The organism is Burkholderia sp. AcTa6-5, assembly GCF_017815075.1.
Lineage (GTDB): Bacteria > Pseudomonadota > Gammaproteobacteria > Burkholderiales > Burkholderiaceae > Burkholderia > Burkholderia sola.
The window spans coordinates 133,420-157,226 of record NZ_JAGIQE010000014.1; the positions used below are offsets into that span (position 1 = coordinate 133,420).

Here is a 23,807-nt window from a genome sequence, read left to right on the forward strand (position 1 = left end):
CCATGAAAGGAAGTGGAGGTGACGCGATGTCCAGCTACAAGATTGCATTGAATTTCGAGGACGGGGTAACCCGCTTCATCGACTGCAAGGCCGGCGAGAAGGTGCTCGACGCGGCCTTCCGCGCGAAGATCAACCTGCCGATGGATTGCTCCGACGGCGTGTGCGGCACCTGCAAGTGCCGCGCGGAAAGCGGGCACTACGACCTCGGCGACGATTACATCGACGATGCGCTCACCGAGGACGAAAAGGACGGCGGCCTCGTGCTGACGTGCCAGATGGTGCCGCACAGCGATTGCGTGATCGCGGTGCCGACGTCGTCGGTCGCGTGCAAGACCGGGCAAAGCAGCTTTGTCGCGACGGTCACGAAGGTCGAGCAGCACAATGATGCGGCCGTCGTGCTCGAGCTCGACGTCGGCGCGAGTGCGCCGGCGTTCCTGCCGGGCCAGTACGTGAACATCGGTGTGCCGGGCAGCGGCCAGCATCGGTCGTATTCGTTCTCGTCCGCGCCGGGCGACGCGAAGGTCGGATTCCTGATCAAGAAGATTCCCGGCGGCGTAATGAGCACGTGGCTTGCATCCGCGAAGTCCGGCGACACGCTCGAACTGCACGGGCCGCTCGGCAGCTTCTATCTGCGCGACGTGCAGCGGCCGCTGCTGTTCCTCGCCGGCGGCACGGGCCTCGCGCCGTTCCTGTCGATGCTCGACGTGCTCGCGCGCAGCGGGTCGCAACAGAAGGTGCACCTGATCTACGGCGTCACGCGCGATCTCGATCTCGTGCTGGTCGACGCGATCGAAGCGCTGGCGGCGAAGCTGCCGAACTTCAGCTTCGCGACGGTCGTTGCCGATTCGGCGTCGAACCACGCACGCAAGGGCTGGGTCACGCAGCACATCCCGGCCGACGCGCTGAACGACGGCGACGTCGACGTGTATCTGTGCGGGCCGCCGCCGATGGTCGATGCGGTGCGCCAGTATTTCGACGATGCAGGCGTGAAGCCGAACAGCTTCCACTACGAGAAGTTCACCCCCAACGTCACGGCAAAGGCGGCATGACCATGCAACGATTCTCCGGCAAGGTCGTCGTCGTCACCGGCGCGGCGCAGGGCATCGGCCGCGGTGTCGCGCTGCGCGCGGCGGCCGAGGGCGGCAAGGTGCTGTTCGTCGATCGCGCGGATTTCGTCGCCGACGTGGCGGCCGAAGCGACCGGTGGCGAGACGGCCGGCTTCGTCGCCGATCTCGAAACGTACGAAGGCGCGCATGCGGCGATCGCGTATGCGGTGCAGACGTTCGGCGGCATCGACATCCTGATCAACGGCGTCGGTGGCGCGATCCGGATGCGGCCGTTCGCGGAGTTCGAGCCGGCGCAGATCGACGCGGAAATCCGCCGCTCGCTGATGCCGACGCTCTATGCGTGTCACGCCGTGCTGCCGCACCTGATCGCGCGCGGCGGCGGCACGATCGTCAACATCTCGTCGAATGCGACGCGCGGCATTCGCCGCGTGCCGTATTCGGCGGCGAAGGGCGGCGTGAACGCGCTGACGTCGGCGCTCGCGATGGAATATGCGGAACACGACATCCGCGTCGTCGCCACCGCGCCGGGCGGCACCAGCGCGCCGCCGCGCCGCGTGCCGCGCAATGCGGCCGGCGACACCGAGCAGGAACAGGCGTGGATGGGCGAGGCCGTACGGCAGGTGACCGAATCGACGTACTTCAAGCGCTACGGCAGCCTCGACGAGCAGATCGCGCCGATCCTGTTCCTCGCGTCGGACGAGGCGAGCTACATCACCGGGACGGTGCTGCCGGTCGCGGGTGGGGATACGGGTTGAGGGGCACGCGTGACGATTTGCTGTGCTTCACAGTGCACGCGCTGCTGCCGTGCGCACGACAACGATCACGTAACCGGTCGGCGCGGCAAACCCGGCCATGGAGACACTCATGAGCAAACGCGAAGCGATCATCCCGGCCGGCATGGAGGCCGTGTACGAAAAAATCGGCTATGCGCCGGGAGTGAGGGTCGGCGATACGCTTTACATATCCGGCCAGATCGGCCGCGACGCCGCGATGCAGCGGGTCGAGGATCGCGAAGCGCAGATCGTGCAGGCGTTCGAGAATCTGAAGCACGTGCTGGAGGCGGCCGGTGCTTCGTTCAACGACGTCGTGGACCTCACGACGTTCCACACCGACATGCGCGACCTGCCGCTGTTCATGCAGGTGCGCGACCGCTATTTCCATGCGCATCCGCGGCCGGCATGGACGGCCGTCGGCGCGCACATGCTCGGCGGTGCGCCCGGTTATATCGTCGAGATCAAGGCGGTGGCGGTGCTGCGGCGGTGATCGACGGGTATCGTTGCGAGGGAACCGTCCTTGCGGCCCCCTTGCGACGATAAGGCGCTTGCATCGATCGTCCGGTCACCCGAGCCGGAATTTCTTGCGCAGGCTCGAATCGACCGGGCCGGCCGGCATGAAGCGCCGCAGCGTACGCAGAAGCGACGCCTCGCCGCTCGGCGCGCGTCGCATGCGCCACGCGCCGAGCGCGGCCTCGACAATGGTGCTCGCCACCCCGTCGGGCTCGGGCGCAGCTTTCACGTTGTCGACGACCGCGCGCGCCGCAAGCGTCCGTTCGCGGTCGTAGTCGGCGATCTTCGCGCTCGCGCGCGGCGCATTGACGTCGAGGCTGGTCCGCGTAAACGACGGTTCGACCAGCGTCGCGCGAATGCCGAACTGGCGCAGCTCGTGATCGAGTGTTTCGGTCAATCCCTCGACCGCATGCTTGGACGCCGCATAGAGGCCCATGTACGGCGCGGGCAGGAACCCGAGCACCGAACTGACGTTGACGATGCGTCCGCCGCGCCGTGCGCGCATGTGCGGCAACACCGCCTGCACCGTGCGCAGGATGCTGAACACGTTGGTGTCGAACAGCGCCGCCGCTTCGACCACCGACGTTTCCTCCACCGCGCCGATCAGGCTCGTGCCCGCATTGTTGACGAGCACGTCGATACGCGCGGCGCGCTCGACGATCGTACGGATTCCGGATTGAACGGACGCATCGTCGCGCACGTCCATCTCGATCAACTCGACGCCGGCGACGGGCGCGGTTCGGGCAATGCTGCGCACGGTACCGAACACCCGGCACCCGTGTCTGGCGAACTGCTCTGCGGTGGTGCGCCCGATGCCCGAAGACACGCCCGTCACGACGACAACGGTAGGGTTCGACATGACTGTTTCCTTCGAGAGTGAATGGTGGGCACGTCAGTTGCGTGCGTCGAGCGCGGCCGCGAGCGTGGAGTCGGTCAGTGACGCCGGTTCGGGTTCGCCGCGATGCGAGCCGGCGGCACGACCCGGCCCGATCCTGAACCAGATCGCGTACATCGCCGGCAGGAACACCAGCGTGAGAATCGTGCCGGCGAACGTGCCGCCGATCAGCGTGTACGCGAGCGTGCCCCAGAACACCGAATGCGTGAGCGGAATGAACGCGAGCACGGCCGCCATCGCGGTGAGGATCACCGGCCGCGCGCGCTGCACGGTCGCCTCGACGACCGCATGGAACGGATCGAGCCCGGCCTGTTCGTTCTGATGGATCTGCCCGATCAGGATCAGCGTGTTGCGCATCAGGATTCCCGACAGCGCAATGAGCCCGACCAGCGCGTTGATGCCGAACGGCTGCCCGAACAGGATCAGCGTCGGCACCACGCCGATTAGCCCGAGCGGGCTCGTCATGAACACCATCACCATCGCCGAGATCGAGCGCACCTGGAAGATGATGATGACGAGCGTGATCGCGAGCATGATCGGGAACAGCGGCAGCATCGCCTTCGTCGCCTTGCCGGATTCCTCGATGGAGCCCGCTTCCTCGATCCTGTAGCCGCTCGGCAACCGCGCGACGATCGGCTGAAGCTGCTTCGTGATCGCGGCCGATACGTCCGGCGGCTGCAAGCCGTCGGCGATGTCGCCGCGCACCGTGATCGTCGGCACGCGATCGCGCCAGCGCAGGATCGGCTCTTCCATCCGTACGTCGACCTTGCCGACCTGCGACAGCGGAATGCGCTGCCCGTTCGCGCCGGCGAGCGTGAAGTCGTCGAGCCGCGCCGGGTCGAGCCGCGCGTCGCCGCCCGAACGCGCGACGACCTGCACGGTCCGGATATCCTCGCGCACCGCGGTGACGGGCACGCCGGTCAGCAGGAACTGCAGCTGCTGCGCGACCGCGCTGGACGTCAACCCGACCGCCTGCAGGCGATCCTGCTGTAGCGTGAAGTGCAGCGTCGGCGCGCGCGTGCCCCAGTCGGCATTGACCGTGCGCATCATCGGGCTGCCGGTCATCACGTGCCCGACGTCGGACGCGATGCCGCGCAGCGTGTCCGGATCGGGGCCGGTGATCCGGTACGCGACCGGGAACGGCGAATACGGGCCGAACACGAGCTGCGTGACGCGCACGCGCGCTTCCGGCGCGAGGCCGTCGGCGACGGCGCGGCGCAGGCGCGCCTTCAACGCGTCGCGTTCGTCCTGGCTGTCGGTGCGCACCACGATCTTCGCGAACGACGGATCGGGCAGCTCCGGCCCCATCGCAAGATAGAAGCGCGGCGCGCCCTGGCCGACGTACGCGGTGACGATCCGCGCTTCCTTCTGCTTCGCGAGCCACGCTTCGACTTTCGACGCGGCGGCGCTCGTTTGCGAAATCGACGTGCCGTACGGCATCTGCACCTCGACGAGCACCTCGGGGCGATCGGAGATCGGGAAGAACTGCTTCTTGACGACCGCCATGCCGAGAATGGCGAGTACGAACAGGCCGACGACGGACCCCGCGACCAGCCATTTACGCGCGATCACGCGCGTCAGCAACTGGCGGAAGCGGTTGTAGCGCGGCGTGTCGTAGATCGCGTCGTGGCCGCCTTCGATTTTCCTGAACTCGGGCAGCATCTTCACGCCGAAATATGGCGTGAACACCACCGCCACGACCCACGACGCGATCAGCGCGATCCCGACGATCCAGAACATGTTGCTCGTGTATTCGCCGGCGGTGGAGCGCGCGAAGCCGTTCGGCATGAAGCCGACCGCGGTCACCAGCGTGCCGGCCAGCATCGGCGCGGCCGTGTGGCTCCACGCGTAGGCCGACGCGGCCACGCGCCCGTAGCCTTCCTCCATCTTCACGACCATCATTTCGATCGCGATGATCGCGTCGTCGACGAGCAGCCCGAGCGCGAGGATCAGCGAGCCGAGCGTGATGCGGTCGAAGTTCTTGCCGGTGGCGGCCATCACGACGAACACCACGGCCAGCGTCAGCGGCACGGCCGCGGCGACGACGAGTCCCACGCGCCAGCCCATGCTGACGAAGCTCACCAGCATGACGACGAGCAGCGCGGCGAAGAACTTGACCATGAACTCGTCGACGGCCGAGCTGATGTTCACGGATTGATCGGTGACCTTGGTCAGGCTCATGCCGAGCGGCAGTTCGCGGTTGATCGCGCCGACTTCACCGTCCAGCGCGCGGCCGAGGTCGAGCCCGTTCCAGCCGTCGCGCATCACGATGCCGAGCAGCAGCGCGGGTTCGCCGTTGTTGCGGATCATGAACGTCGACGGATCTTCGTAGCCGCGCTCGACGGTCGCGATGTCCGACAGCTTCAGCGTGCGGCCCTGCGAGACGATCGGCGTGTCGCGGATCTTCTGCAGCTTGTCGAACGCGCCGTCCACGCGAATGAAGATCTCCGGCCCGCGCGTCTCGACGGAGCCGGCCGCCGTCAGCACGTTCTGGCCGTTGAGCGCCGCGAATACGTCCTGCGGGCTCACGCCGAGCGTCGCGAGCCGGTCGTGCGACAGCTGCACGTAGATGCGCTCGGCCTGCTCGCCGATGATGTCGACCTTCTTCACGCCCGCCACGTGCAGCAGCCGCTGACGCAACGCTTCGGCGTCGCGCACCAGCAGGCGCTGCGGTTCGCCCCTGGCCTTCAGCGCGAACAGCGCGAACGTGACGTCCGCGTATTCGTCGTTGACCATCGGGCCGATCACGCCGGCCGGCAGGTTGGTCGCCTCGTCGCCGATCTTTTTCCGTGCCTGGTAGAACTGCTCCTGCACTTCGGACGGCGGCGTGCTGTCGAGCAGCGTCAGCGTCGTGATCGCGAGGCCCGGACGCGTATAGGTTTCGGTACGGTCGTACCAGCGCAGCTCCTGCATGCGCTTTTCGATCTTTTCGGCCACCTGGTCGTGCATTTCCTGCGCGGTGGCGCCCGGCCATGCGGTGATGACGGTCATCACCTTGATCGTGAACGCCGGATCTTCCGCGCGGCCCAGCTTGAAGAACGACACGAGGCCGGCCAGCGAAATCAGGCAGACCAGGAACAGCGTGATCGCGCGCTCGCGCACGGCGAGCGCGGACAGGTTGAAGCGGCGTTCGCTCACGGCCGTGCTCCTTCGCTCGCGATGGTGGCGGCCGGCGCAGACACGCGGACCGCTTCGCCTTCGTGCAGCAACTGCGCGCCGAGTGCGACGACGCGCTCGCCTGGCTTGAGCGTGCCGTCGCCGGCCACGCGCGCGCCGTCGTCGTCGAGATGTTCGACCTTGACCGGCCGCCACGTCACCTTGGCCGGTTCGCCGGCGACGACCCACACGCCGGGCCCGTTGCCCGCGTCCAGCAGCGCGCCGATCGGTACCTGCATGCCGCGTGGCGAAGCCGTGCGCGCGTCGTCCTGCAGGCGGACCGTGACGGTCGCGCCGAGCGGCGCATTGGCCAGTGAGCCCTGCAGCACGTAGCGCGCTTCGAACGTACGCGTTCTCGCGTCCGCGGTATCGGAAAGCTGGCGCAGCGTCGCGGGGACGCCGACGTCCGGCTTGCCGAACAGCCCGGCCTGCGCGAGCGACCCAATCGCCGGGCGCAGGGTTTCCGGCAGCTGGATCACGGCCTCGCGGCTGCCGGCGTGCGCGAGCCGCACCACCGGCTGCCCCGCGCTAACGACCTGACCGGGCTCCGCGAGCGTTTCCATTACCACGCCGTCGCCGTCCGCGACGAGTTGCGCATAGCCGGTCGCATTGCGCGCGACGTCGGCGTCGGCCTCGGCGGCGCTCAACTGCGCTTTCGCGGCATCGGCCGCGGCCTTGGCCTGGTCGTACGCGGATGCCGATATCGCACCGGTGCCGCGCAGGTCGCGGTAGCGCGTTTCGTCCTCGGCGGTCTGCCGCGCGCGGGCCCGTGCGGCGGCGACCGCCTCGTCGCGGGCGCGCGCCGCGAGCTTCAGGTCGACCGGGTCGAGCCGCATCAGCGGCTGGCCGCGCCGCACGGTTTGCCCGGTATCGACGAGCCGCTCCAGCACCTTGCCGGCTACCCGGAAGCCGAGATCGCTCTGCACGCGCGCGGCGACGGTTCCGGTAAACGAGCGGGACGCGGGGACGGCCGCCTGCACGACGGCGGTGCGCACGAGCGGCGCCTCCGTGCGCGGATCGGACGGCGCTTTTCCGCTGCAGGCGGCTAGCGCGACGGGCAGTGCGGAAGCGACTGCGAAGAAAGCGAGGCGACGCCGAACCATGAAAGACCCAGTGATGAAGTGATCGGGGCTTTCATTGTGTATCTAGTGACCAATATAGTCAATGGTCACAAATGGGAGCACATCACGGTGCGAGGCTTCGGAGGACGAGGCTGGACAGTTGGGCGGGCGCGGCGTCGGTCGTGTCGAGGTTGTACTGCAGCAGCAGCGGGTTCAGGTACGGCCGCATCACGAGGTAGATCGCGGTCGCGGTTTCGTCCAGCGGCGTCTTGCGCTCGAACTCGCCGTTTTGCCGGCCTTCCTGCAGGACGTCCTGCAGCAGCTTCTGCACGCGCGCCTCGTAGGCCTGCACCGACGGCCAGTTTTCGGTGGCGGCCGACGCCGCGATGTCGTACAGCTTGCGGTCGCGGAAAAACAGCCGCAGGCTCGCCTCGGTGAAGACCTTGAACATTCGCCGCAGCTTTTCGGTAGGCAGTTCGGCCTCGGCGACAGCCGCGCGCACGTCCGTCTCGATCTCGTGCAGGCAGTGCGCGCAGATCATCTCGCCGATCGCCTGTTTCGACTCGAAGAACTTGTAGATATAGGCCTTCGAGAAGCCGATCGCCTTCGCGAGGTCCGACACGGTCGTCTTTTCGTAGCCGTACCGGCTGAAGTGCTCGGTGGCGGCGGCCACGATCTGGTCGCGGACGTCGTGGTCGGCCGGGCCGCGCGCGGGCGCCGGGGAAGGGTCGATTTTTTTCATGGGCTGCAACGGACAGGAATGGACAAAAAGTGACTATTTGGTATTATAGTCACCACCGGATTCTTGCTAAAGCCCACATGCTACCCAAACCCATCGTTGCCGCGGCGCTGGCCGCCATCTTGTCGGCGGGGTGCGCCGTCGGTCCCGACTATGTGCGGCCGGACGTGGCGATGCCGCAGCAGTTCCAGGGTCAGCGCGCCGTGGACCAGCGCCACGCGGCGGCCGACGCCGACCTCGCGACGTGGTGGACGGGCTTCGGCGATCCGCAACTGACGCAATACATCACGCTGGCGCTCGCGCAGAACCTCGATCTTGCGCAGGCCGCGGCGCGCGTCGAGCAGGCGCGCGCGGGGCTCGGTGCGGCGAACGCGGCGCTGCTGCCGTCGGGCAATGTAAGCGGGCAGGCCGCGCGCGTCTACCAGTCGGTCGAAACGCCGTTGGGGCGCGTGTTGAATTCAACACCCGGTTTCGACCGTCATGGCAACGACTACGAGGCCGATCTCAACGCGAGTTGGGAACTGGACGTATTCGGCGGGTTGCGCCGCGGCCGCGAAGCGGCGCTCGCCGATTATCAGGCATCCGAAGCGGCGGCGGTCGCGACGCGGCTCGCCGTCGCCGCGCAAACCGCGGACACCTACATCACGATTCGCGGGTTGCAGGGCCGCCTCGACGTCGCGCGGCGCCAGGTGCGGACCGAGCAGGATCTGCTGTCGACGCTCAACCTGCTCTATGGAAAGGGCCTCGCGGCGGAGCTTCAGGTGAGGCAGGCCGAAGGCGCGCTCGCGCAGGTACGCGCGACGGTGCCGGTGCTCGAAGCGGCGCTGGACGCGGCGATGAATGCGCTCGACGTGATGCTCGGCGCGCAGCCCGGCACGCATCGCGCGGAATTGCTCGCCGGCGGCGACGTGCCGGTTGCGCCTCGGATTGCGGCGACGGGCACGCCCGGCGAACTGCTCCGGCGCCGGCCCGACCTGATCGTCGCCGAGCGGCGCGTGGCGGCGTCGAACGCGCGCATCGGCGTGGCCATCGCCGAGTATTACCCGAAGTTTTCGCTGAGCGGGCTGATCGGCAGCGCGACGACGATGGGCGCGGGCAACCTGTTTGCCGGCGGCGCGAACCAGGCGGCGGGCGTGCTCGGGCTGCGCTGGCGCCTGTTCGACTTCGGCCGGATCAATGCGCAGATCGCGCAGGCCAAAGGGCAGGATGCCGAAATGCTGGCCGCGTATCGGCTCGCGGCGCTGCACGCGACCGAGGACGTCGAGAATGCCTTCTCGGCGCTCGTCAAGCGGGACGAGCAGGCAGCCATTCTCGGCGACGGCGTGAATTCGCTCGGCCGCGCGCGGACCGCATCGTTCGCGGCTTACCAGAAAGGGGTGGTCAGCCTGATCGAGGTGTTGCAGGCCGACGAAAGCCTGCTGCGCGCATCGGACGAACGCGTGCAGGCGCGAACCGAAGCGGCGCGCGCGGCGGTCGCGGCGTTCAAGGCGCTTGGCGGTGGATGGCAGGCGCCGGAAGCGCAGGCTGTTGCGAGCCGGTAGCGGAACGGACCGATGGCCTTCGACCCGGTCGGCAGCGCCGCGATCAGCACTGGAGGATTGAAGATGAAAATCAGCGAACTGGCCGAATTCGATGGCTCGAAGTACCTGAAGGACGAAGAAGCGATTCGTCACGACCTGGCGCAGGCGTTCGAAGATGGGGATCCTCGACTGATCCAGGCCGCGCTCGGGAATGTCGCGAAGGCGCGCGGCATGACGGCGCTGGCGCGCAAGTCCGGTGTGAAGCGTGAAGCGCTCTACCGCGGCGGCCCACGGCTGATATCGTCAGGGCCGGGCTGAAACATTCGTGCCGGGCCGGTCCGCATTGATCCGGCCGGCATCGCAGGGGAAGCCCCGCGAGCAGCACGCCGCTACCGCTTGATCGCCCCCCGCAACCGCCTCACATCCTGCTCCGACACCGGCGCCGCCCGATTCCCCCACGCCCCGCGCACGTAGCTGACCACCGCCGCGATCTCGCCGCTCGTCAGCGCGCCGCGCATCGCCGGCATCCGCTGCACCGGCCCCGGCTTGCCTGGCGTGGGCTGCGCACCTTCGACCACGATCCGGATCGTGGTCGTCGGATCGGCCGCGAGCACGATCGAGCTGCCCGCGAGCGCCGGCCCGTGATCCGGCACGCCTTTACCTTCGGCGCCATGGCAGCGTGCACAGAACCCCGCATACACGCCGGCCCCCGGCGCCTGCTGGCCGCCTTCCGGACGCGGGCCGGCAACCGTCAGCCGCGGGACACCGACACCGAGCGGATTCGTCGCGGCAGTCGGTTGCGCGGGCAACGACTTGAGGTACACGGCGATCGCACGACGATCGTCCTCCGTCAGCAACGCCGTGCTTTCGCCGACGACCGGCGCCATCGCGCCGAACACCGCGCCGCGCGCCGCATGACCGCTGCGGAGGAACGCGGCGATGTCGTCGGCCGACCACCGGCCGAGGCCGCCCGGAACCGCGCCGGTCAGGTTCGGCGCGAACCAGTGGTCGTTGATGCCGCCGGTCAGGAACGCGGGGCTGCGTTCGTCGTAGCCGCGTTCGTTGTAGGCCGGCCCGCGCGGCGTATGGCACGCGCCGCAATGGCCGAGCCCCTGTACGAGATACGCGCCGCGATTCCATTGCGCCGATTGCGACGGCTGCGGCGTGAACCGGTCGCGGTTCGCGAACACGAGGCTCCACAGCCCGAGCGCCCAGCGCTGGTTGAACGGAAACGGCAGTTGCGTGAGTTTCGCCGCATTCGCGGACGGCGCGACGCCGCGCATGAAATACGCATACAGCGCGCGCACGTCGTCGTCGCTCAGGTGCGCGAACGACGGGTACGGCATGGCCGGATACAACCGGCTGCCGTCCGCGCGCACGCCGCGCCGCATCGCATCGTCGAATTGCCGTAGCGTGTAGTGGCCTATGCCGTGCGTCGGGTCCGGCGTGATGTTCGGCGCATAGATCGGCCCGAACGGCGAATTCACCGGCTGGCCGCCCGCGTACGGCGTATGGTCGGCCGCGTCGTGGCACGCGGCGCAATCGCCGGCGAGCGCGAGATAGCGGCCGCGTGCGAGCGTCGCGGCGTCGGCGCTCGCGGCCGCCGCCGCGATTATCGGGCGGCGGGCAGTCGAGGCAGACGCAGCATCGGGCGGCGGAGTGGGCGCCGCGGACGATGTCGCATCCGCCACTGACGCGTCCCGGTCGCGTGACAGCCGACGGTCGTCCTTCACGCGAGCGGACATTGACGCGCCGGCATCGGCCGCCGACGCGCGAATCCGCACGAACCGCCAGCCCGATGCGGGCTCGGGCGCTTCCGCCGCCGACGCGGCGTCGGCCGTGTCGCCGGCCGCGGCCGCGTTGTCGTCGCGCTGCATGTCGCATCCGCCGAGCGCGATGCATACCGCAAACGCGACACCCGCGCGGTGGCCCAGAGCTCGGAACGGGAACGGAAACGGAAACGAAGCGAACGGGATCAGCGCCATGGACTGCAAGGCCCCACGAAAGCGGTGACGATCCCCGTAAACACCAGACCGATCACGAAACCGAGCGCCGCGAGCATGCCGCAGCGCGCGAGAAAGCGCGTACTGCCGTCGCGCGTCGCGGCACGCGCATCGGCATCGTGCCGGTGCCGCCACGCGTGCGCGAGCCAGGTCGCGCAGGCCGCGGCCAGCGCGAACGCGCCCGCGGCGATCAGCGCGAGCCACACGCCGACGTGCGCCCAGCGCGGCGCGGCCTGCGCGACACCGAGCGGATAGCACGCGGTGGACGCGAGCGTCTCCGACACCAGCATTTGCGCGAACCACAGCGCGGGCGCGCCGACGAGGCCCGCCGCGATCGCGAGCAACGGTGTCCACGCGCGTCGTGCATCGCTCATCCCGTGCTCCTCAGCCAGAACGGCGATACATACAGCGCGGTGAAGATGAACAGCCACACGATGTCGACGAAGTGCCAGTAGAACCCGCCGACCGTCAGCGCGACGCGTCGCTCGCGGCCGAAGAAACCGGCGGCCGTCCACGCGGCGAGCAGCGCGAGGATCGCGAGACCGGCCACGACGTGCGCGAGGTGGAACCCGGTGATCGTGAAGTAGAGGCTGCCGTACAGGTGCGCGGTCGGGCCGTACGGATGATCGCGCCATTCGTGCAACTGAACCAGCGCGAACACGGTGCCGAGCACGAGCGCGACGACGAGCAGCGCGACCGCGCGCGCCTGCCGGCCGGCCCGCACCGCGCGCTCGGCGAGCCACACGAACACGCTGCTCGACAGCAGCACGACCGTGTTGGCGGCCGCGAGCCCGATCTTCGGCATCCCTTCGGGCGGCCACGGTGCGGACCACTGCGACTGTAGGTAGAAGTAGCAGAACAGCAGGTAGCCGAACAGCCCGGCCTCGGTCACGATCAGCGTGAGCATGCCCCACCAGCCGCCCGCGCGTTCGCCGCAACTGCCGACCGGCAGCGGCTCGATGCACGCGGCCGGCGCGGCTGCCGGCGCCGTCGCCGACGGCGGCTCGTCCGGATGACGCCCGGCGGCCGCGGCAGGCGCCTGCGTGTCGGCGCGGACCGGCAGGCGCGCGCGTTGTCCGAGTTCGCGGCGCGGCCACAGCCACGCGGCGGTCGCGATCGCGCAACCGGCGACTGCCACGCACACGAGCGTCGGCGAGCGCGCGAGCATCGCCGCGAACACGGCGGTCGCGAGCAGCGCGAGCACGAACGGCATGCAGCTGTCTTCGGGCATCTTCAGGATCGCGCTCGGCGCGGCGGCGAGCGGCGTGACCGCGAGCGCCTCGCGCCCATCGGCGAGCCGGTAGCCGACCCGCAGGCTGGTGCGCGCCGGATCGTCGCGCGTTTCCCACAGCGGATGCCGCGACGCGACGAGCGGCAGCACCGCGAAGTTGTACACGGGCGTCGGCGACGCGACCGACCATTCGAGGCCCGCCGCGCCCCACGGATTCTCGCTGGCGCGCACGCCGCGCCGCGCGCTCACCAGCGCGTTGACGACGAACATCACGATGCCGATCCCGAACACGAACGAGCCGATCGTCGTCAGCAGGTTCGACGTGTCCCAGCCCATCCCGGACGGATAGGTATAGATGCGGCGCGGCATCCCGAGCAGCCCGGAAATATGCATCGGGAAGAACCCGAGATTGAAGCCGACCAGCACGACCCAGAAGGTCAGCTTGCCGAAGCGCTCGTTCATCATCCGCCCGGTGAATTTCGGGAACCAGTACGCGACGCCGCCGAGCACCGGAAACACGTTGATGCCGAGTAGCACGTAGTGCAGGTGCGCGACGACGAAGTACGTATCGGTGAGCTGCCAGTCGAGCGGCACGGCCGCGGTCATCACGCCGGACACGCCGCCGATCACGAACATCAGCACGAAGCCCGCGAAATACAGGAACGGCGTGCGAAACACGGGGCGGCCGGTCCAGATCGTCGCGATCCATGCGAACACCGCGACCGCGCTCGGAATCGAGATCAGCATGCTCGCGGCGCCGAAGAACGCGAGCGCGAGCGGCGCGATGCCCGTCGCGAACATGTGATGGACCCACACCTCGAAGCCGATCAGCATCGTCGCCACCGTCGATACCGCGACGGCCTCGTATGCGACGAGCGGGCGTCGGCAGAAGGTCGGCAGCGCGTCCGACACGATCCCCATTGCCGGCAGCACGACCACGTAGACCCACGGATGCGCGAACATCCAGAACAGGTGCTGCCACAACAGCGGACGGCCGCCGTGCGCGACGTCGAAGAAATGCGTGCCGGCATTGCGGTCGAGCCACAGCAGCAGGAACGCGAGGCTCACCGACGGCACCGCGACGAGGTTCGCGACCGACGCGGTCAGCGTGCCCCACACGATGATCGGCACCCGGTCGATCGACATGCCGTGTGCGCGCATCCGCAGCAGCGTGACGACGAAGTTCGCGGCGCCGCCGGTCGTCGAGATGCCGAGCAGGATCATCCCGAGCGCGTAGATGTCGATGTTCGCGCCGGCGCTGTAGTCGAGCGACGTGAGCGGCACGTAGTTGAACCAGCCGCCGTCCGGCACCGCGCCGAGCGGAAAGCTCGCGTACAGGAACAGCCCGGCGAACAGGAACGCCCAGTACGAGAACGCGTTCAGCCGCGGAAACGCCATGTCGCGGGAGCCGAGCATCAGCGGCCACAGATAGTTCGCGAAGCCGGACAGCACGGGCAGCGCGTACAGGAAGATCATCGTGACGCCGTGCATCGTGAACAGCGAATCGTATTGCGCGGGCGTGAGCAGCGTCGCGTTCGGCCGCGCGAGCTGGATGCGCATCAGGAGCGCCTCGACGCCGCCGAGCAGCAGGAATGCGAACGCGGTGACGATGTAGCGCAGCCCGATGCGCTTGTGATCGACGGTGCCGAGCCAGCCGCGCCAGCCGGGTTCCGATTCCCACAGCTCGGCCAGCGCGCGCTCGTGCGCGGAACCGGGCGGCGCGTCGCCGAGATCGGGTACGCGGCTGAGCGGGGCGGGCGTGTCGCGGGCAATGGCCATCGGCATCCTCGGTTCAGTGCAGCGTCGCGAGATACGCGGAGAGATCGTCGGCGTCGCGCGGCGCGAGCGCGATCGACGGCATCAGCGATTGCGGCTTGATTTGCTGCGCATGCGCGATCCAGCGGCGCAGGTTGTCGGGCGTGTTGTCGAGCGTGCCGGCCGCGAGCAGCCGGCGCGTGCCGACGTGCGTGAGATCGGGGCCCGTGTCGCCCGTCGCGTCGGTGCCGCGCACCGCGTGGCAGCCCGCGCAGCGCGCGGCGAACACGCGCTGGCCGCGTCGTTCGGCGCCGGCGCTCGCCGTGGGTGCCTGGGCCGGTTGGCGCTGCGCGGCGAGCCACGCACGAAACGCGTCCGGCGGCTCGGCCACGACTTCGAACGCCATGTGCGCATGCTGCGCGCCGCAGTATTGCGAGCATTGGCCGCGGTAGATGCCCGGCCGGTCGGCCTGCAGCCATTGGCGGTTGGTCTGGCCGGGAATCGTCTGCGTCTTGCCGGCGAGTTGCGGCACCCAGAACGCATGGATCACGTCGGCGCTCTTCAGTTCGATCGCGACGGGCTCGCCCACCGGAATATGGATTTCGTTCGCGGTGACGAAGCCCGGGCCGTTCGCATCGTCCGGATAACGAACGGCCCACCACCAGTCTTGCGCGGTGACGACGATCGTCAGCGCGGGCGGACGCGGCGGCGCCGCGATCGCGCCCAGCACGCGCAGCATGTACACGAGCGCGCCGAACAGCAGCAGGATCGAGATCGCGGTGCCCACGGTCACGATCGTCAGCCCGCTGCCGTAGCCGCCGCCCGCCTGCGCGCGACGACGAAACAGCGCGATCAGCAGCAGCACCGCGATCGCGACGCACACGAACGAGCACAGCGCGAGCAGCGCCCAGCCGAGCACGAAGACCGGCTGCGCGGCGGGGCCTGCCGCGTGGATCACGTACGCGAGCGGCAGCGGCGCGGCCGGATTGCCGGGCTCGGCACGCTCGGCGGCCGCGCGCGCGACGATCGGCGCGGCCGCCCAAGCGAACGGCGCGATGCATGCGATATGACGCGTGTTCCTGGACAGCGGGACGAGCAACGCGACTCCTTGCCGCATTCGGCGGCGTGACGACAACCGTTCGCGGCAGCGCAAGTTTCGTGCGCGCGCGGCTCGCACGTATGCAGTCGTGCGGGGGTGCGGAATGCCGCGCGCAACGGCCGGTACGTCACAGCCGGCTTGTAAATTGAGTGACGCGTTTTTACGCGCGCGTGTGGCGGGCGGAAGGTCGTTTGCTGTGCGGATCAAGTTCCGGAACGGCGCGACAGCGACAGCGGCGGCGTGCCGGCCATCATCGCAAAACGCCAGAACCGACCGTGAACGTCGCGCCGTCCCGCGGCCTTACGATTCGCCTTTCCCGTCCTTGCTGCCCTTGCCGGCCTTGTCGGCCTTGTCGCCGTGGTCGCCCGGCAGCACGGCCGACAACACCTGCCGCGCGGTCTCGACGATCACGTTGCCCTCGCGCGGATCGCCCCTCACCAGCGTTTCGGCGAAATGCTTCGCCTGCTGCAGCGTCACGTGCGGCGGCAGCGGCGGCACCTCCGGGTCGCTCTTCACTTCGAGCACGACCGGCCGGTCGGACGCGAGCGCTTCGTCCCACGCGGCGCCGAGCTGTTCCGGATCGTCGACGTAGATACCCTTGAGGCCGAGCAGCGTCGCGAAGCGGTAGTACGGCACGTTCGGGATCCGCTGCGACGCGTCGAACTTCGGGTCGCCTTCCATCACGCGCTGCTCCCACGTGACCTGGTTCAGGTCCTCGTTGTTCAGCACCATGCAGATCCAGCGCGGATCGGGCCACTGGCGCCAGTATTTCGCGACGGTAATCAGCTCGGCCATGTTGTTCATCTGCATCGCGCCGTCGCCGACCATCGCGATCACCGGGCGCACCGGATGCGCGAATTTCGCGGCGATCGCGTAGGGCACCGCGGCGCCCATCGACGCAAGCCCGCCGGACAGCGAGCCCATCATCCCGCGCCGCATCATCAGGTCGCGCGCATACCAGTTCGCGCAGGAGCCCGAATCGCTCGTCAGGATCACGTCGTCGGGCAGGCGCGGCGACAGCTCGGTAAACGCGCGCTGCGGATTCACGCCGCGCCCGGCGCTCGCCTTCGCGGCCGCGCGCGCCGCGAGCGTGTCGTGCCAGTCGCGGTTCCATTTCGCGATCCGGTCGCGCCACGCGGTGTCGCGCCGCTCGTTCAAGAGCGGCAGCAGCGCGCGCAGCGTCTCGGCGCTGTCGCCGACCAGATTGACTTCCATCGGGTAGCGCAGGCTCAGCATGTCGGCCTTCAGGTCGATCTGCACGCCGCGCGCCTGGCCTTCCTTCGGCAGGAATTCCGAATACGGAAAACCGGAGCCGACGACCAGCAGCGTGTCGCATTCGGTCATCAGCGCGTAGCTCGGCTTGGTGCCGAGCAGCCCGATCGAGCCGGTGACCCACGGCAGGTCGTCCGGCAGCGCGGCCTTGCCGAGCAGTGCTTTCGCGGCGCCCGCGCCGAGCTTGTCTGCTACCGCGATCACTTCGTCGGTCGCCTTCAGCGCGCCGGCGCCGACCAGCAGCGCGACTTTCGAGCCCGCGTTGAGCACGTCGGCCGCGCGTCGCAGGTCGTCCGCATACGGCACGACTTTCGGCGCGGTATAGCCGACCCCCGAATGCACGGTGCCGTGCGCGCGTTTCGGCGGCGCGTAGTCGAGTTCCTGCAGGTCGTTCGGCAGCACGAGCGCGGTGACCGCGCGCGCGCCGAGCGCGGTGCGCACCGCGCGGTCCACCAGATGGCGCACCTGGCCCGGCACCGTCGCAAGCTGAACGAATGCGCCTGCAACGTCCTTGAAAAGCGCCGGAAGATCCACTTCCTGCTGGTAGTGGCCGCCGAGTGCCGCGCGCGCCTGCTGGCCGACGATCGCGAGCACCGGCATGTGGTCGAGCCGTGCGTCGTAGAGGCCCGTCACGAGGTGCGCGGCGCCCGGGCCCGACGTCGCGACGCATACGCCGAGCTCGCCTGTAAATTTTGCATGCGCGGACGCCATGAAGGCCGCCATCTCCTCGTGGCGCGCCTGGATGAATTCGATCTTGCCGTCCGCGCGGTTCAGCGCGCCGAAAAATCCGTTGATGCCGTCGCCCGGGTAGCCGTAGATGCGGCGCACGCCCCAGTCGTACAGCCGCTCGACGATGAAATCCGCCACTGTCGCCATGCCGTTTCTCCTTGGTCCCGGATGAGCCGATGCGAGGCGGCCGCGCAAGGCACGTGCCGCGCTGCGTGCGTCGGGCACATCGGTTGCCCGCCTGTGGCCGATACGACGTGTGCTGACGAGCGAGGATGCCGCACGCGAACCGTTCACTTTCTTGTCGAGGAATCGTCACATGTCTGCATTCAACCGTTCGTTCATACGCCGCGGTGCAGCCTGCGCGTTGCTGGCCGCGTGCGCAGCGGCGCTGCCCGTGGCGGCACAGTTGCGTCCTCCCAATCCAGCCAGCGTGCCCGACACGTCCACGCAGGCGTTCAAGCGCGCCGACCGCAAGATGATGGAAGCGATGGACAGCGCGCCATACACGGGCGACGCCGACCGCGATTTCGTCGCGCACATGGCGCCGCATCATCAGGGCGCGATCGACATGGCGCAGGTCGAGCTCAAATACGGCAAGGACCCGACGCTGCGTCAGCTCGCGAGCCGGATCGTCGCCGCGCAGCGCGACGAGATCGCGCTGATGGAGCGCTGGCAGAGGGAGCACGGCACGACGCGGTGAACCGCGATGCGACACGGAGATACGCAGGGCGATACGCAGCCGGCCGTCCCGGCCGTTCCGGCCGTTCCGCGGCCGGCGAGCGGCGATGCAAGCGCCGATCCCGGACCCGCGCCGACGCAATGGCCGCGCGCACGGGCAGCCGCGGCAGGAGGCACGATGCATGGACGATAAGCGTGCGGCCGAAGATCGCGCGATCGACAGCGTGGCCGACTACATGGCCGTGATCGGCGCGCAGCGGCAGACGATGGCGCTGCGGCTGTTTCGCGGCCAGTGCAACGCGGGCTGGCCGCTCGTGCCGGGTATCGCGCGGCAGCGCGCGTCGCCCGACGTCGAAGCGCGGATGCTCGACGAATTCACGCGGCGCGCGCTGCCGCATCTCGAACCCGGACAGAACCTCGATGCGTGCGACTGGCTCGCGCTCGCGCAGCAGCACGGGATGCGCACGCGCTTGCTCGACTGGTCCGGCAACGCGCTGGCCGCGCTGTGGTTCGCGGTCAGGCGCGCGAGCGAATCGGGCGGAGACGGCGTGGTGTGGTGCCTGTCGCACGACGCCGACGACATCGCGACCGCCGCCGAACGGCGCGCGCCGCTGGAGGTCACGCGCACCAAGGTGTTCCGGCCGCGTCACGTGATGCCGAGGATCACCGCGCAGGACGGCTGGTTCACGATCCACCGTTATGACCCGCGTGGCGAGCGCTTCGTGCCGCTCGACGAGGACGCGGACCTCGCCGGCCGCGTCATGCGGATCGTCGTGCCGGGCGGCCGGTTCGCGACGATCCGGCAGGAGTTGGCCGGCGTCGGCGTGAGCATCGCGACGATCTTTCCGGATCTGGACGGCATCGCGCAACTGACCGACACGCGCTATTTCCCGGACGACGAGGACACGCACTCGCCGCAGTAACCCCCGCGCGGGCCGTGCGGCCGGGCACGCGCGATGCTCGTCTGGACGGCGCGCACACGGGACCGAACCCCAAGTCCCCAGCTTGCGACCGGTTCGCGGCGGGCGGCAAGGCGGCTCATGCGCGCATTCAAACAAACGATCGAATCCGGAGGCATTCATGCGCAAACCCCACGAACCCCCGAGCGGCCGTCGCGACAAGGCGTGCGAGCCCGGCGCCGGTTCCCGGCCGGCCGGGAACACCGTCACCCGCGCGTTCGAACGCTTTGCGTCGGGCGTGACCACCTGGGCCGGCTCGCCGGTGGCGTTCGGCAGCGCGGTCGCCATCACCGTGCTGTGGCTCGTCAGCGGGCCGCTGTTTCACTACTCCGACGCGTGGCAGCTCGTGATCAATACCGGCACCACGATCATCACGTTCCTGATGGTGTTCCTGCTGCAGCGCAACCAGAATCGCGACAGCGTGGCGTTGCACCTGAAGCTCGACGAACTGCTCGCGGTCACGCGCGCGGCGAGCGACCGGCTGATCGGGATCGAGGATGCGTCGGAGGAAGAATTGCGCGCGTTGGCGCAGACCTACGTGGAAATGGCGCAGCGGGCGGCCGAGCGCGGCGACGACGAGCCGGGCGGGACGCGCGCGGAAACGGCCGACACGCCGCCCGCATCGTGATCGCCGGATCTTCGGATCCTCCGATCGAGCGGTGCGCGGCCCGATGATTTTTCAAACGCTTGTCGTTTCCGGCGCCGCGTCGCGGCGCGACCGCGTGCACGCGCCGCCTGCAGCGGGGAACGGCACGTGCTGCACACCGAGACGAAGCCCGGTCGTTCCGGGTATTGCGTATGGTGCTTCCATGAACTCCAGAACTCCTTCGAATCCGCTGTTGAATATTGCGGTGGCCGTCGCCTGCGGGGCGGCCGCGATGTACTTCCTCGATCCGTCGTCCGGCCGGCGTCGTCGCGCTTATCTGCGCGACAAGGCGGCCGCGGGCCGGCACGGCGTGACCGATTACGCGAATACGCAGGTGAAGCGTGCGGCCGACCATGCGCGCGGCGCGATCGCCGGCCTGCGGGCCGACTGGCTCTCGGGCGATGCGAACGACGTGCAGGTCGCCGAGCGCGTGCGTGCGGCGCTCGGCCGGCTCGTCGGTCGCCCGCGCGACATCGACGTCAGCGTCGAGCACGGCAACGTGTGCCTGACCGGACAGGTCGAGGAGGCCGAACGGCAGGCGCTGATCGACGGCGTCGCCGCGCTGCACGGCGTGCATCACGTCGAGGACGCGATGGGCGCGCGCAGCGAATACAAGGCGTCGCCCGACGGTCATTCGCACTGACGCGGCCGCGGCTGCCCGCACTGGCGGGGGGCCGGCGAACGAGTACGACACGCATTCGGCGCACGCACGGCTGCCGGTACGACGGCAGCCTGGCGCCTCAACCGGAGCAAGCCCATGACCGACCGCCAGCCCCCCGATACGACGCCCCCGCATCCGGAGCCCGGCGCGCACGACGCGCTCGAACACCTGCTCGGCAGCCTGCATCGGCACGGCTTCCTGCGCTTCGCGAACGAGGTCGTCAGCGCGAACGCGCGGCTCGCCGACACGTTCGTCGACGCGCTCGACAAGCCCGGCATGCAGAGCGGCATGCAGAATCTCGCGATGCTGGTGACGGCGCTGTCGCGCATTCCGCCGGAACAGTTCGGTCGCGCCGCGTTCGCGGCGGCCGACGCGCTGCATCACGTCGGCGCGTGGCAGCCGGCGCAGCACGAGCATGTCGCGCCCGGCGTGCGCGGCATCTATCGCCTGCTGCACGACGCGGCGCTGTGGGATGCGTTGACGCCGCTGCTCGAAGGGCTGAAAGTCTTCGCGCAAGGGCTCGCGCGCGATCCGCAGCCGCCGGTCGCCGGGCTCAACGAGACGACGAAAGGCGCGTGACCGCGTCCGGTTGCAAGCCGCTGGCGATGCACAGGCCCGCGAACTGACGGATGATGCGCTGCGTCGGCGCGCTCGCCGGCCAGTGCGATACCGCGTCGATGCCGACCCAGCGGCACAGCGCGATTTCGCGGCCCGGGCACGCGTGCGCGCCGCGCGGCAGACTCGCGACGAACACGTGATGGCGCTTCACGCTGCCGTCCACGTAGAAGAAATACGCGAGCTCGAGATCGACAAGTCCCGTTTCCTCCCGAAGCTCGCGATGCGCGGCGTCGAGTGCCGATTCGCCGCGCCGGATCACGCCGCCCGGCAGCGTCCAGCGCGACGATCGCCCGCGCGCGACCAGCAGCACGCGCCGGTTGCGAACGCAGACGATCGTGGCGCGTTCCTTCGCCAGCGGCGCGAGCGGCACCGCGCGGACGGGGAAATCGGACGGGTCGGGTAGCGTCATGCAGGGCAGGGGGTGGGTGATTGAAAGATCCATGCGCCGGTGCCGCAACGTGCGTTCCTGCGTCGCCGTCGCGCGGGGCGGCGTGTGGACGATTCGGGCGAACGCGTCGATCGTCGCCCGCGAATTTTCAACGGCTTGTCATTTCTGCCGCCGTCCGGTGCGGCCGCTTCGGGACGGCGGGCGGGCCGCGCGAGGCGCGGCGATCACGTGCGGCCGTGTTCGCCGGATGGCGGACGATGCGGCGACGTGCCGTTTTCCTTCCCGGCCGGCTTGCTTTCGGCGGGGTCGTGCGCGCTGCGTGGCGGCGGCGTGGTCGTGCCGCGGCGCTTGCCCTCGGGGCCGGGCGTGCTGTCGCCGCGATCTTCGTCGCGTGTGTCGGTGTCGAGTGAGGTCGAGCGTGTCATGGTTCGGGCGTCCTGTCGGGGCGGTTGAAGCGTACGCAGCGCGCATCGGGCGTGCCGCGGTCGAACGCAGCCCGTTGCCGGGCCCGCTGTTTGCTTGATCGCGCGCTTGAGGTCGGCGCGGGCAATGACGCCCGCGCCCGCCGCCTGGAGCTCCGTTTCATGCCCGATGCGATCTTGTGCCCGTTATCCGTTCGTCAGCGATTCGGCGTCGCGTTCCGGCGCGCGTCGACGCCCGGACGGGACGGCGCCGGCGCGCCGGACGCGCTTGCGCCGGCGATGGCCGGCGTCGTACCGTCGACGCCGCTGCGCGTGCCGTGGCCGGCGTTCGAGCGCCGGCCGCCCGCCGTCGCGCGGGCGGGCGACGGCCAGTCCGGCGCCGGCGGCCCGGGCGCCGCGCCGGGCGGCAACGGCGAGCGGCCGACCGACGCGCCGGGCGGCGGTGGCGGCGACCACCATCCGCACGACGATCGCGGCGGCCGCACCGGCGGCGACGGAGACGGCAACAACGGCGAAGGCGAACGCAAGCGGCCCGGCAAGAAGCCGCTGATCATCCTCGGCGCGGTGGTGTTCGTGCTGCTCGTCGGCGGGCTCGTGTGGTGGTTCGCGACGCGCAACCAGGAAAGCACCGACGATGCGTACACCGACGGCAACGCGGTCGCGGTCGCGCCGCACGTGTCCGGCTACGTGACGCGGCTGGCGGTCGACGACAACACGTTCGTGCGGCGCGGCGACGTGCTCGTCGAGATCGATCCGCGCGACTACCGCGCACAGGTCGACGCCGCGCAGGCGCAGCGCGGTCTCGCGCAGGCGCAGCTCGATGCGGCGCGCGTGCAGCTCGACATCGCGCGCGTGCAGTATCCGGCCCAGTACCGGCAGGCGCGCGCGCAGATCGAATCCGCGGAAGCCGCGTACCGGCAGGCGCTCGCCGCGCAGGCACGGCAGCGCGCGGTCGATGCGCGTGCAACCTCGCAGCAGGCGATCGACGCGGCCGACGCGCAGCGCGCGACCGCCGACGCGAACGTCGCGATGGCCCAGGCGCAGGCGCGCACCGCGAGCCTCGTGCCGCAGCAGATCCGGCAGGCCGAGACGGCCGTCGAGGAGCGCCGCCAGCAGGTGCTGCAGGCGCGCGCGCAGCTCGAGACGGCCAACCTGAACCTGTCGTACTGCGAGATGCGTGCGCCGTCCGACGGCTGGGTCACGCGGCGCAACGTGCAACTGGGCTCGTTCCTGCAAGCGGGCACGTCGATCTTCTCGATCGTCACGCCGCGCGTGTGGATCACCGCGAATTTCAAGGAGTCGCAGCTCGAGCGGATGCGCGTCGGCGACCGCGTCGACGTGTCGGTCGACGCGTATCCCGATCTCGATCTGCACGGCCACGTCGACAGCATCCAGCTCGGCAGCGGCTCGCGCTTCTCCGCATTCCCGACCGAGAACGCGACCGGCAATTTCGTGAAGATCGTGCAGCGCGTGCCGGTGAAGATCGTGCTCGACGGCCCGCTGCCGAACCGTCCGCCGCTCGGTCTCGGCCTGTCGGCCGTGCCGACCGTCCACCTGAAATGACCGGCCGCCGTGCCGCGACCGGTGTCGACCGGAGCGATCCGATGCCCGATACCCGCATG

At 69.5% G+C, this 23,807-nt stretch carries 21 protein-coding genes and 1 pseudogene; 11 read left to right on the forward strand and 11 right to left on the reverse strand.

Features of this window, described 5'->3' with window-relative positions; translation table 11 throughout:
- Nucleotides 1-26: 26 nt before the first annotated feature.
- From benC to J8I33_RS19975, 3 genes are all read left to right on the forward strand, one after another.
- On the forward strand, nt 27-1,049 hold the full coding sequence (benC, locus tag J8I33_RS19965; RefSeq protein ID WP_209938873.1) for a benzoate 1,2-dioxygenase electron transfer component BenC: 1,023 nt from the start codon (nt 27-29) through the stop codon (nt 1,047-1,049).
- Complete coding sequence (gene benD, locus J8I33_RS19970; protein ID WP_124630987.1) at nt 1,046-1,822, forward strand: benzoate diol dehydrogenase BenD; 777 nt, start codon at nt 1,046-1,048, stop codon at nt 1,820-1,822. The genes benC and benD overlap by 4 nt, the downstream gene beginning before the upstream one ends.
- A 109-nt stretch (nt 1,823-1,931) precedes the next feature.
- Nucleotides 1,932-2,330, forward strand: coding sequence for a RidA family protein (locus J8I33_RS19975; RefSeq protein WP_209938875.1), 399 nt, complete (start codon nt 1,932-1,934; stop codon nt 2,328-2,330).
- Between the two features lie 75 nt (nt 2,331-2,405).
- Here the strand turns inward: J8I33_RS19975 and J8I33_RS19980 are convergent, their stop codons facing one another.
- The 4 genes from J8I33_RS19980 to J8I33_RS19995 form a co-directional block, all read right to left on the reverse strand.
- On the reverse strand, nt 2,406-3,212 hold the full coding sequence (locus tag J8I33_RS19980) for an oxidoreductase (protein ID WP_209938877.1): 807 nt from the start codon (nt 3,210-3,212) through the stop codon (nt 2,406-2,408).
- Between the two features lie 33 nt (nt 3,213-3,245).
- Nucleotides 3,246-6,386 carry an efflux RND transporter permease subunit gene (locus J8I33_RS19985; protein WP_209938883.1) on the reverse strand — a complete coding sequence of 1,047 codons (3,141 nt, stop codon included), beginning with the start codon at nt 6,384-6,386 and terminating at the stop codon, nt 3,246-3,248.
- On the reverse strand, nt 6,383-7,507 hold the full coding sequence (locus tag J8I33_RS19990) for an efflux RND transporter periplasmic adaptor subunit (protein ID WP_209938885.1): 1,125 nt from the start codon (nt 7,505-7,507) through the stop codon (nt 6,383-6,385). The genes J8I33_RS19985 and J8I33_RS19990 overlap by 4 nt, the downstream gene beginning before the upstream one ends.
- Nucleotides 7,508-7,589: 82 nt before the next feature.
- The gene (locus J8I33_RS19995; protein ID WP_050013935.1) at nt 7,590-8,207 is read right to left on the reverse strand and encodes a TetR/AcrR family transcriptional regulator; all 618 of its coding nucleotides are present in this window, start codon (nt 8,205-8,207) and stop codon (nt 7,590-7,592) included.
- Nucleotides 8,208-8,284: 77 nt separating this feature from the next.
- Between J8I33_RS19995 and J8I33_RS20000 the strand changes: the two genes are divergently transcribed.
- Nucleotides 8,285-9,745 carry an efflux transporter outer membrane subunit gene (locus tag J8I33_RS20000; RefSeq protein ID WP_124630983.1) on the forward strand — a complete coding sequence of 487 codons (1,461 nt, stop codon included), beginning with the start codon at nt 8,285-8,287 and terminating at the stop codon, nt 9,743-9,745.
- Between the two features lie 63 nt (nt 9,746-9,808).
- Nucleotides 9,809-10,006 (forward strand): annotated as a pseudogene (locus tag J8I33_RS20005) (addiction module antidote protein); the annotation flags it as partial.
- Between the two features lie 107 nt (nt 10,007-10,113).
- Here the strand turns inward: J8I33_RS20005 and J8I33_RS20010 are convergent.
- The 5 genes from J8I33_RS20010 to J8I33_RS20030 form a co-directional block, all read right to left on the reverse strand.
- Nucleotides 10,114-11,709, reverse strand: coding sequence for a cytochrome c (locus J8I33_RS20010; RefSeq protein ID WP_209938887.1), 1,596 nt, complete (start codon nt 11,707-11,709; stop codon nt 10,114-10,116).
- Complete coding sequence (locus J8I33_RS20015) at nt 11,700-12,101, reverse strand: hypothetical protein (protein WP_050013932.1); 402 nt, start codon at nt 12,099-12,101, stop codon at nt 11,700-11,702. The genes J8I33_RS20010 and J8I33_RS20015 overlap by 10 nt, the downstream gene beginning before the upstream one ends.
- Nucleotides 12,098-14,737: a cytochrome c oxidase subunit I gene (ctaD, locus tag J8I33_RS20020; RefSeq protein WP_209938889.1), complete on the reverse strand. Its 2,640-nt coding sequence runs from the start codon at nt 14,735-14,737 to the stop codon at nt 12,098-12,100. Before ctaD ends, J8I33_RS20015 begins: the two co-directional genes overlap by 4 nt.
- A 13-nt stretch (nt 14,738-14,750) precedes the next feature.
- Nucleotides 14,751-15,812 carry a cytochrome c oxidase subunit II gene (gene coxB, locus J8I33_RS20025; protein WP_209938891.1) on the reverse strand — a complete coding sequence of 354 codons (1,062 nt, stop codon included), beginning with the start codon at nt 15,810-15,812 and terminating at the stop codon, nt 14,751-14,753.
- Nucleotides 15,813-16,112: 300 nt separating this feature from the next.
- A complete protein-coding gene (locus J8I33_RS20030; RefSeq protein ID WP_209924407.1) occupies nt 16,113-17,960 on the reverse strand; it encodes a thiamine pyrophosphate-requiring protein in 1,848 nt (615 codons plus the stop codon).
- 169 nt (nt 17,961-18,129) lie between these two features.
- On the opposite strand from J8I33_RS20030, the gene J8I33_RS20035 reads away from it, so the two are divergent.
- From J8I33_RS20035 to J8I33_RS20055, 5 genes are all read left to right on the forward strand, one after another.
- Nucleotides 18,130-18,513, forward strand: coding sequence for a DUF305 domain-containing protein (locus J8I33_RS20035; RefSeq protein ID WP_050013928.1), 384 nt, complete (start codon nt 18,130-18,132; stop codon nt 18,511-18,513).
- A 160-nt stretch (nt 18,514-18,673) separates the two neighbouring features.
- The gene (locus J8I33_RS20040) at nt 18,674-19,414 is read left to right on the forward strand and encodes an FRG domain-containing protein (protein WP_209938893.1); all 741 of its coding nucleotides are present in this window, start codon (nt 18,674-18,676) and stop codon (nt 19,412-19,414) included.
- 157 nt (nt 19,415-19,571) lie between these two features.
- The gene (locus J8I33_RS20045; RefSeq protein ID WP_209938895.1) at nt 19,572-20,078 is read left to right on the forward strand and encodes a low affinity iron permease family protein; all 507 of its coding nucleotides are present in this window, start codon (nt 19,572-19,574) and stop codon (nt 20,076-20,078) included.
- A gap of 181 nt (nt 20,079-20,259) precedes the next feature.
- Nucleotides 20,260-20,739 (forward strand): BON domain-containing protein, encoded by a 480-nt coding sequence (locus J8I33_RS20050; RefSeq protein ID WP_209938902.1) that lies wholly within the window; start codon nt 20,260-20,262, stop codon nt 20,737-20,739.
- 114 nt (nt 20,740-20,853) lie between these two features.
- On the forward strand, nt 20,854-21,336 hold the full coding sequence (locus J8I33_RS20055; RefSeq protein ID WP_124593666.1) for a DUF1641 domain-containing protein: 483 nt from the start codon (nt 20,854-20,856) through the stop codon (nt 21,334-21,336).
- Here J8I33_RS20055 and J8I33_RS20060 read toward each other — a convergent pair.
- Nucleotides 21,311-21,784: an NUDIX hydrolase gene (locus J8I33_RS20060; protein WP_089490374.1), complete on the reverse strand. Its 474-nt coding sequence runs from the start codon at nt 21,782-21,784 to the stop codon at nt 21,311-21,313. The genes J8I33_RS20055 and J8I33_RS20060 overlap by 26 nt on opposite strands.
- 203 nt (nt 21,785-21,987) lie before the next feature.
- Complete coding sequence (locus J8I33_RS20065) at nt 21,988-22,188, reverse strand: hypothetical protein (RefSeq protein ID WP_209938906.1); 201 nt, start codon at nt 22,186-22,188, stop codon at nt 21,988-21,990.
- 159 nt (nt 22,189-22,347) lie between these two features.
- On the opposite strand from J8I33_RS20065, the gene J8I33_RS20070 reads away from it, so the two are divergent.
- Entirely contained in the window at nt 22,348-23,748 is a 1,401-nt protein-coding gene (locus J8I33_RS20070) for an HlyD family secretion protein (protein WP_124630975.1), read from the forward strand.
- The last annotated feature ends 59 nt before the right edge of the window (nt 23,749-23,807 follow it).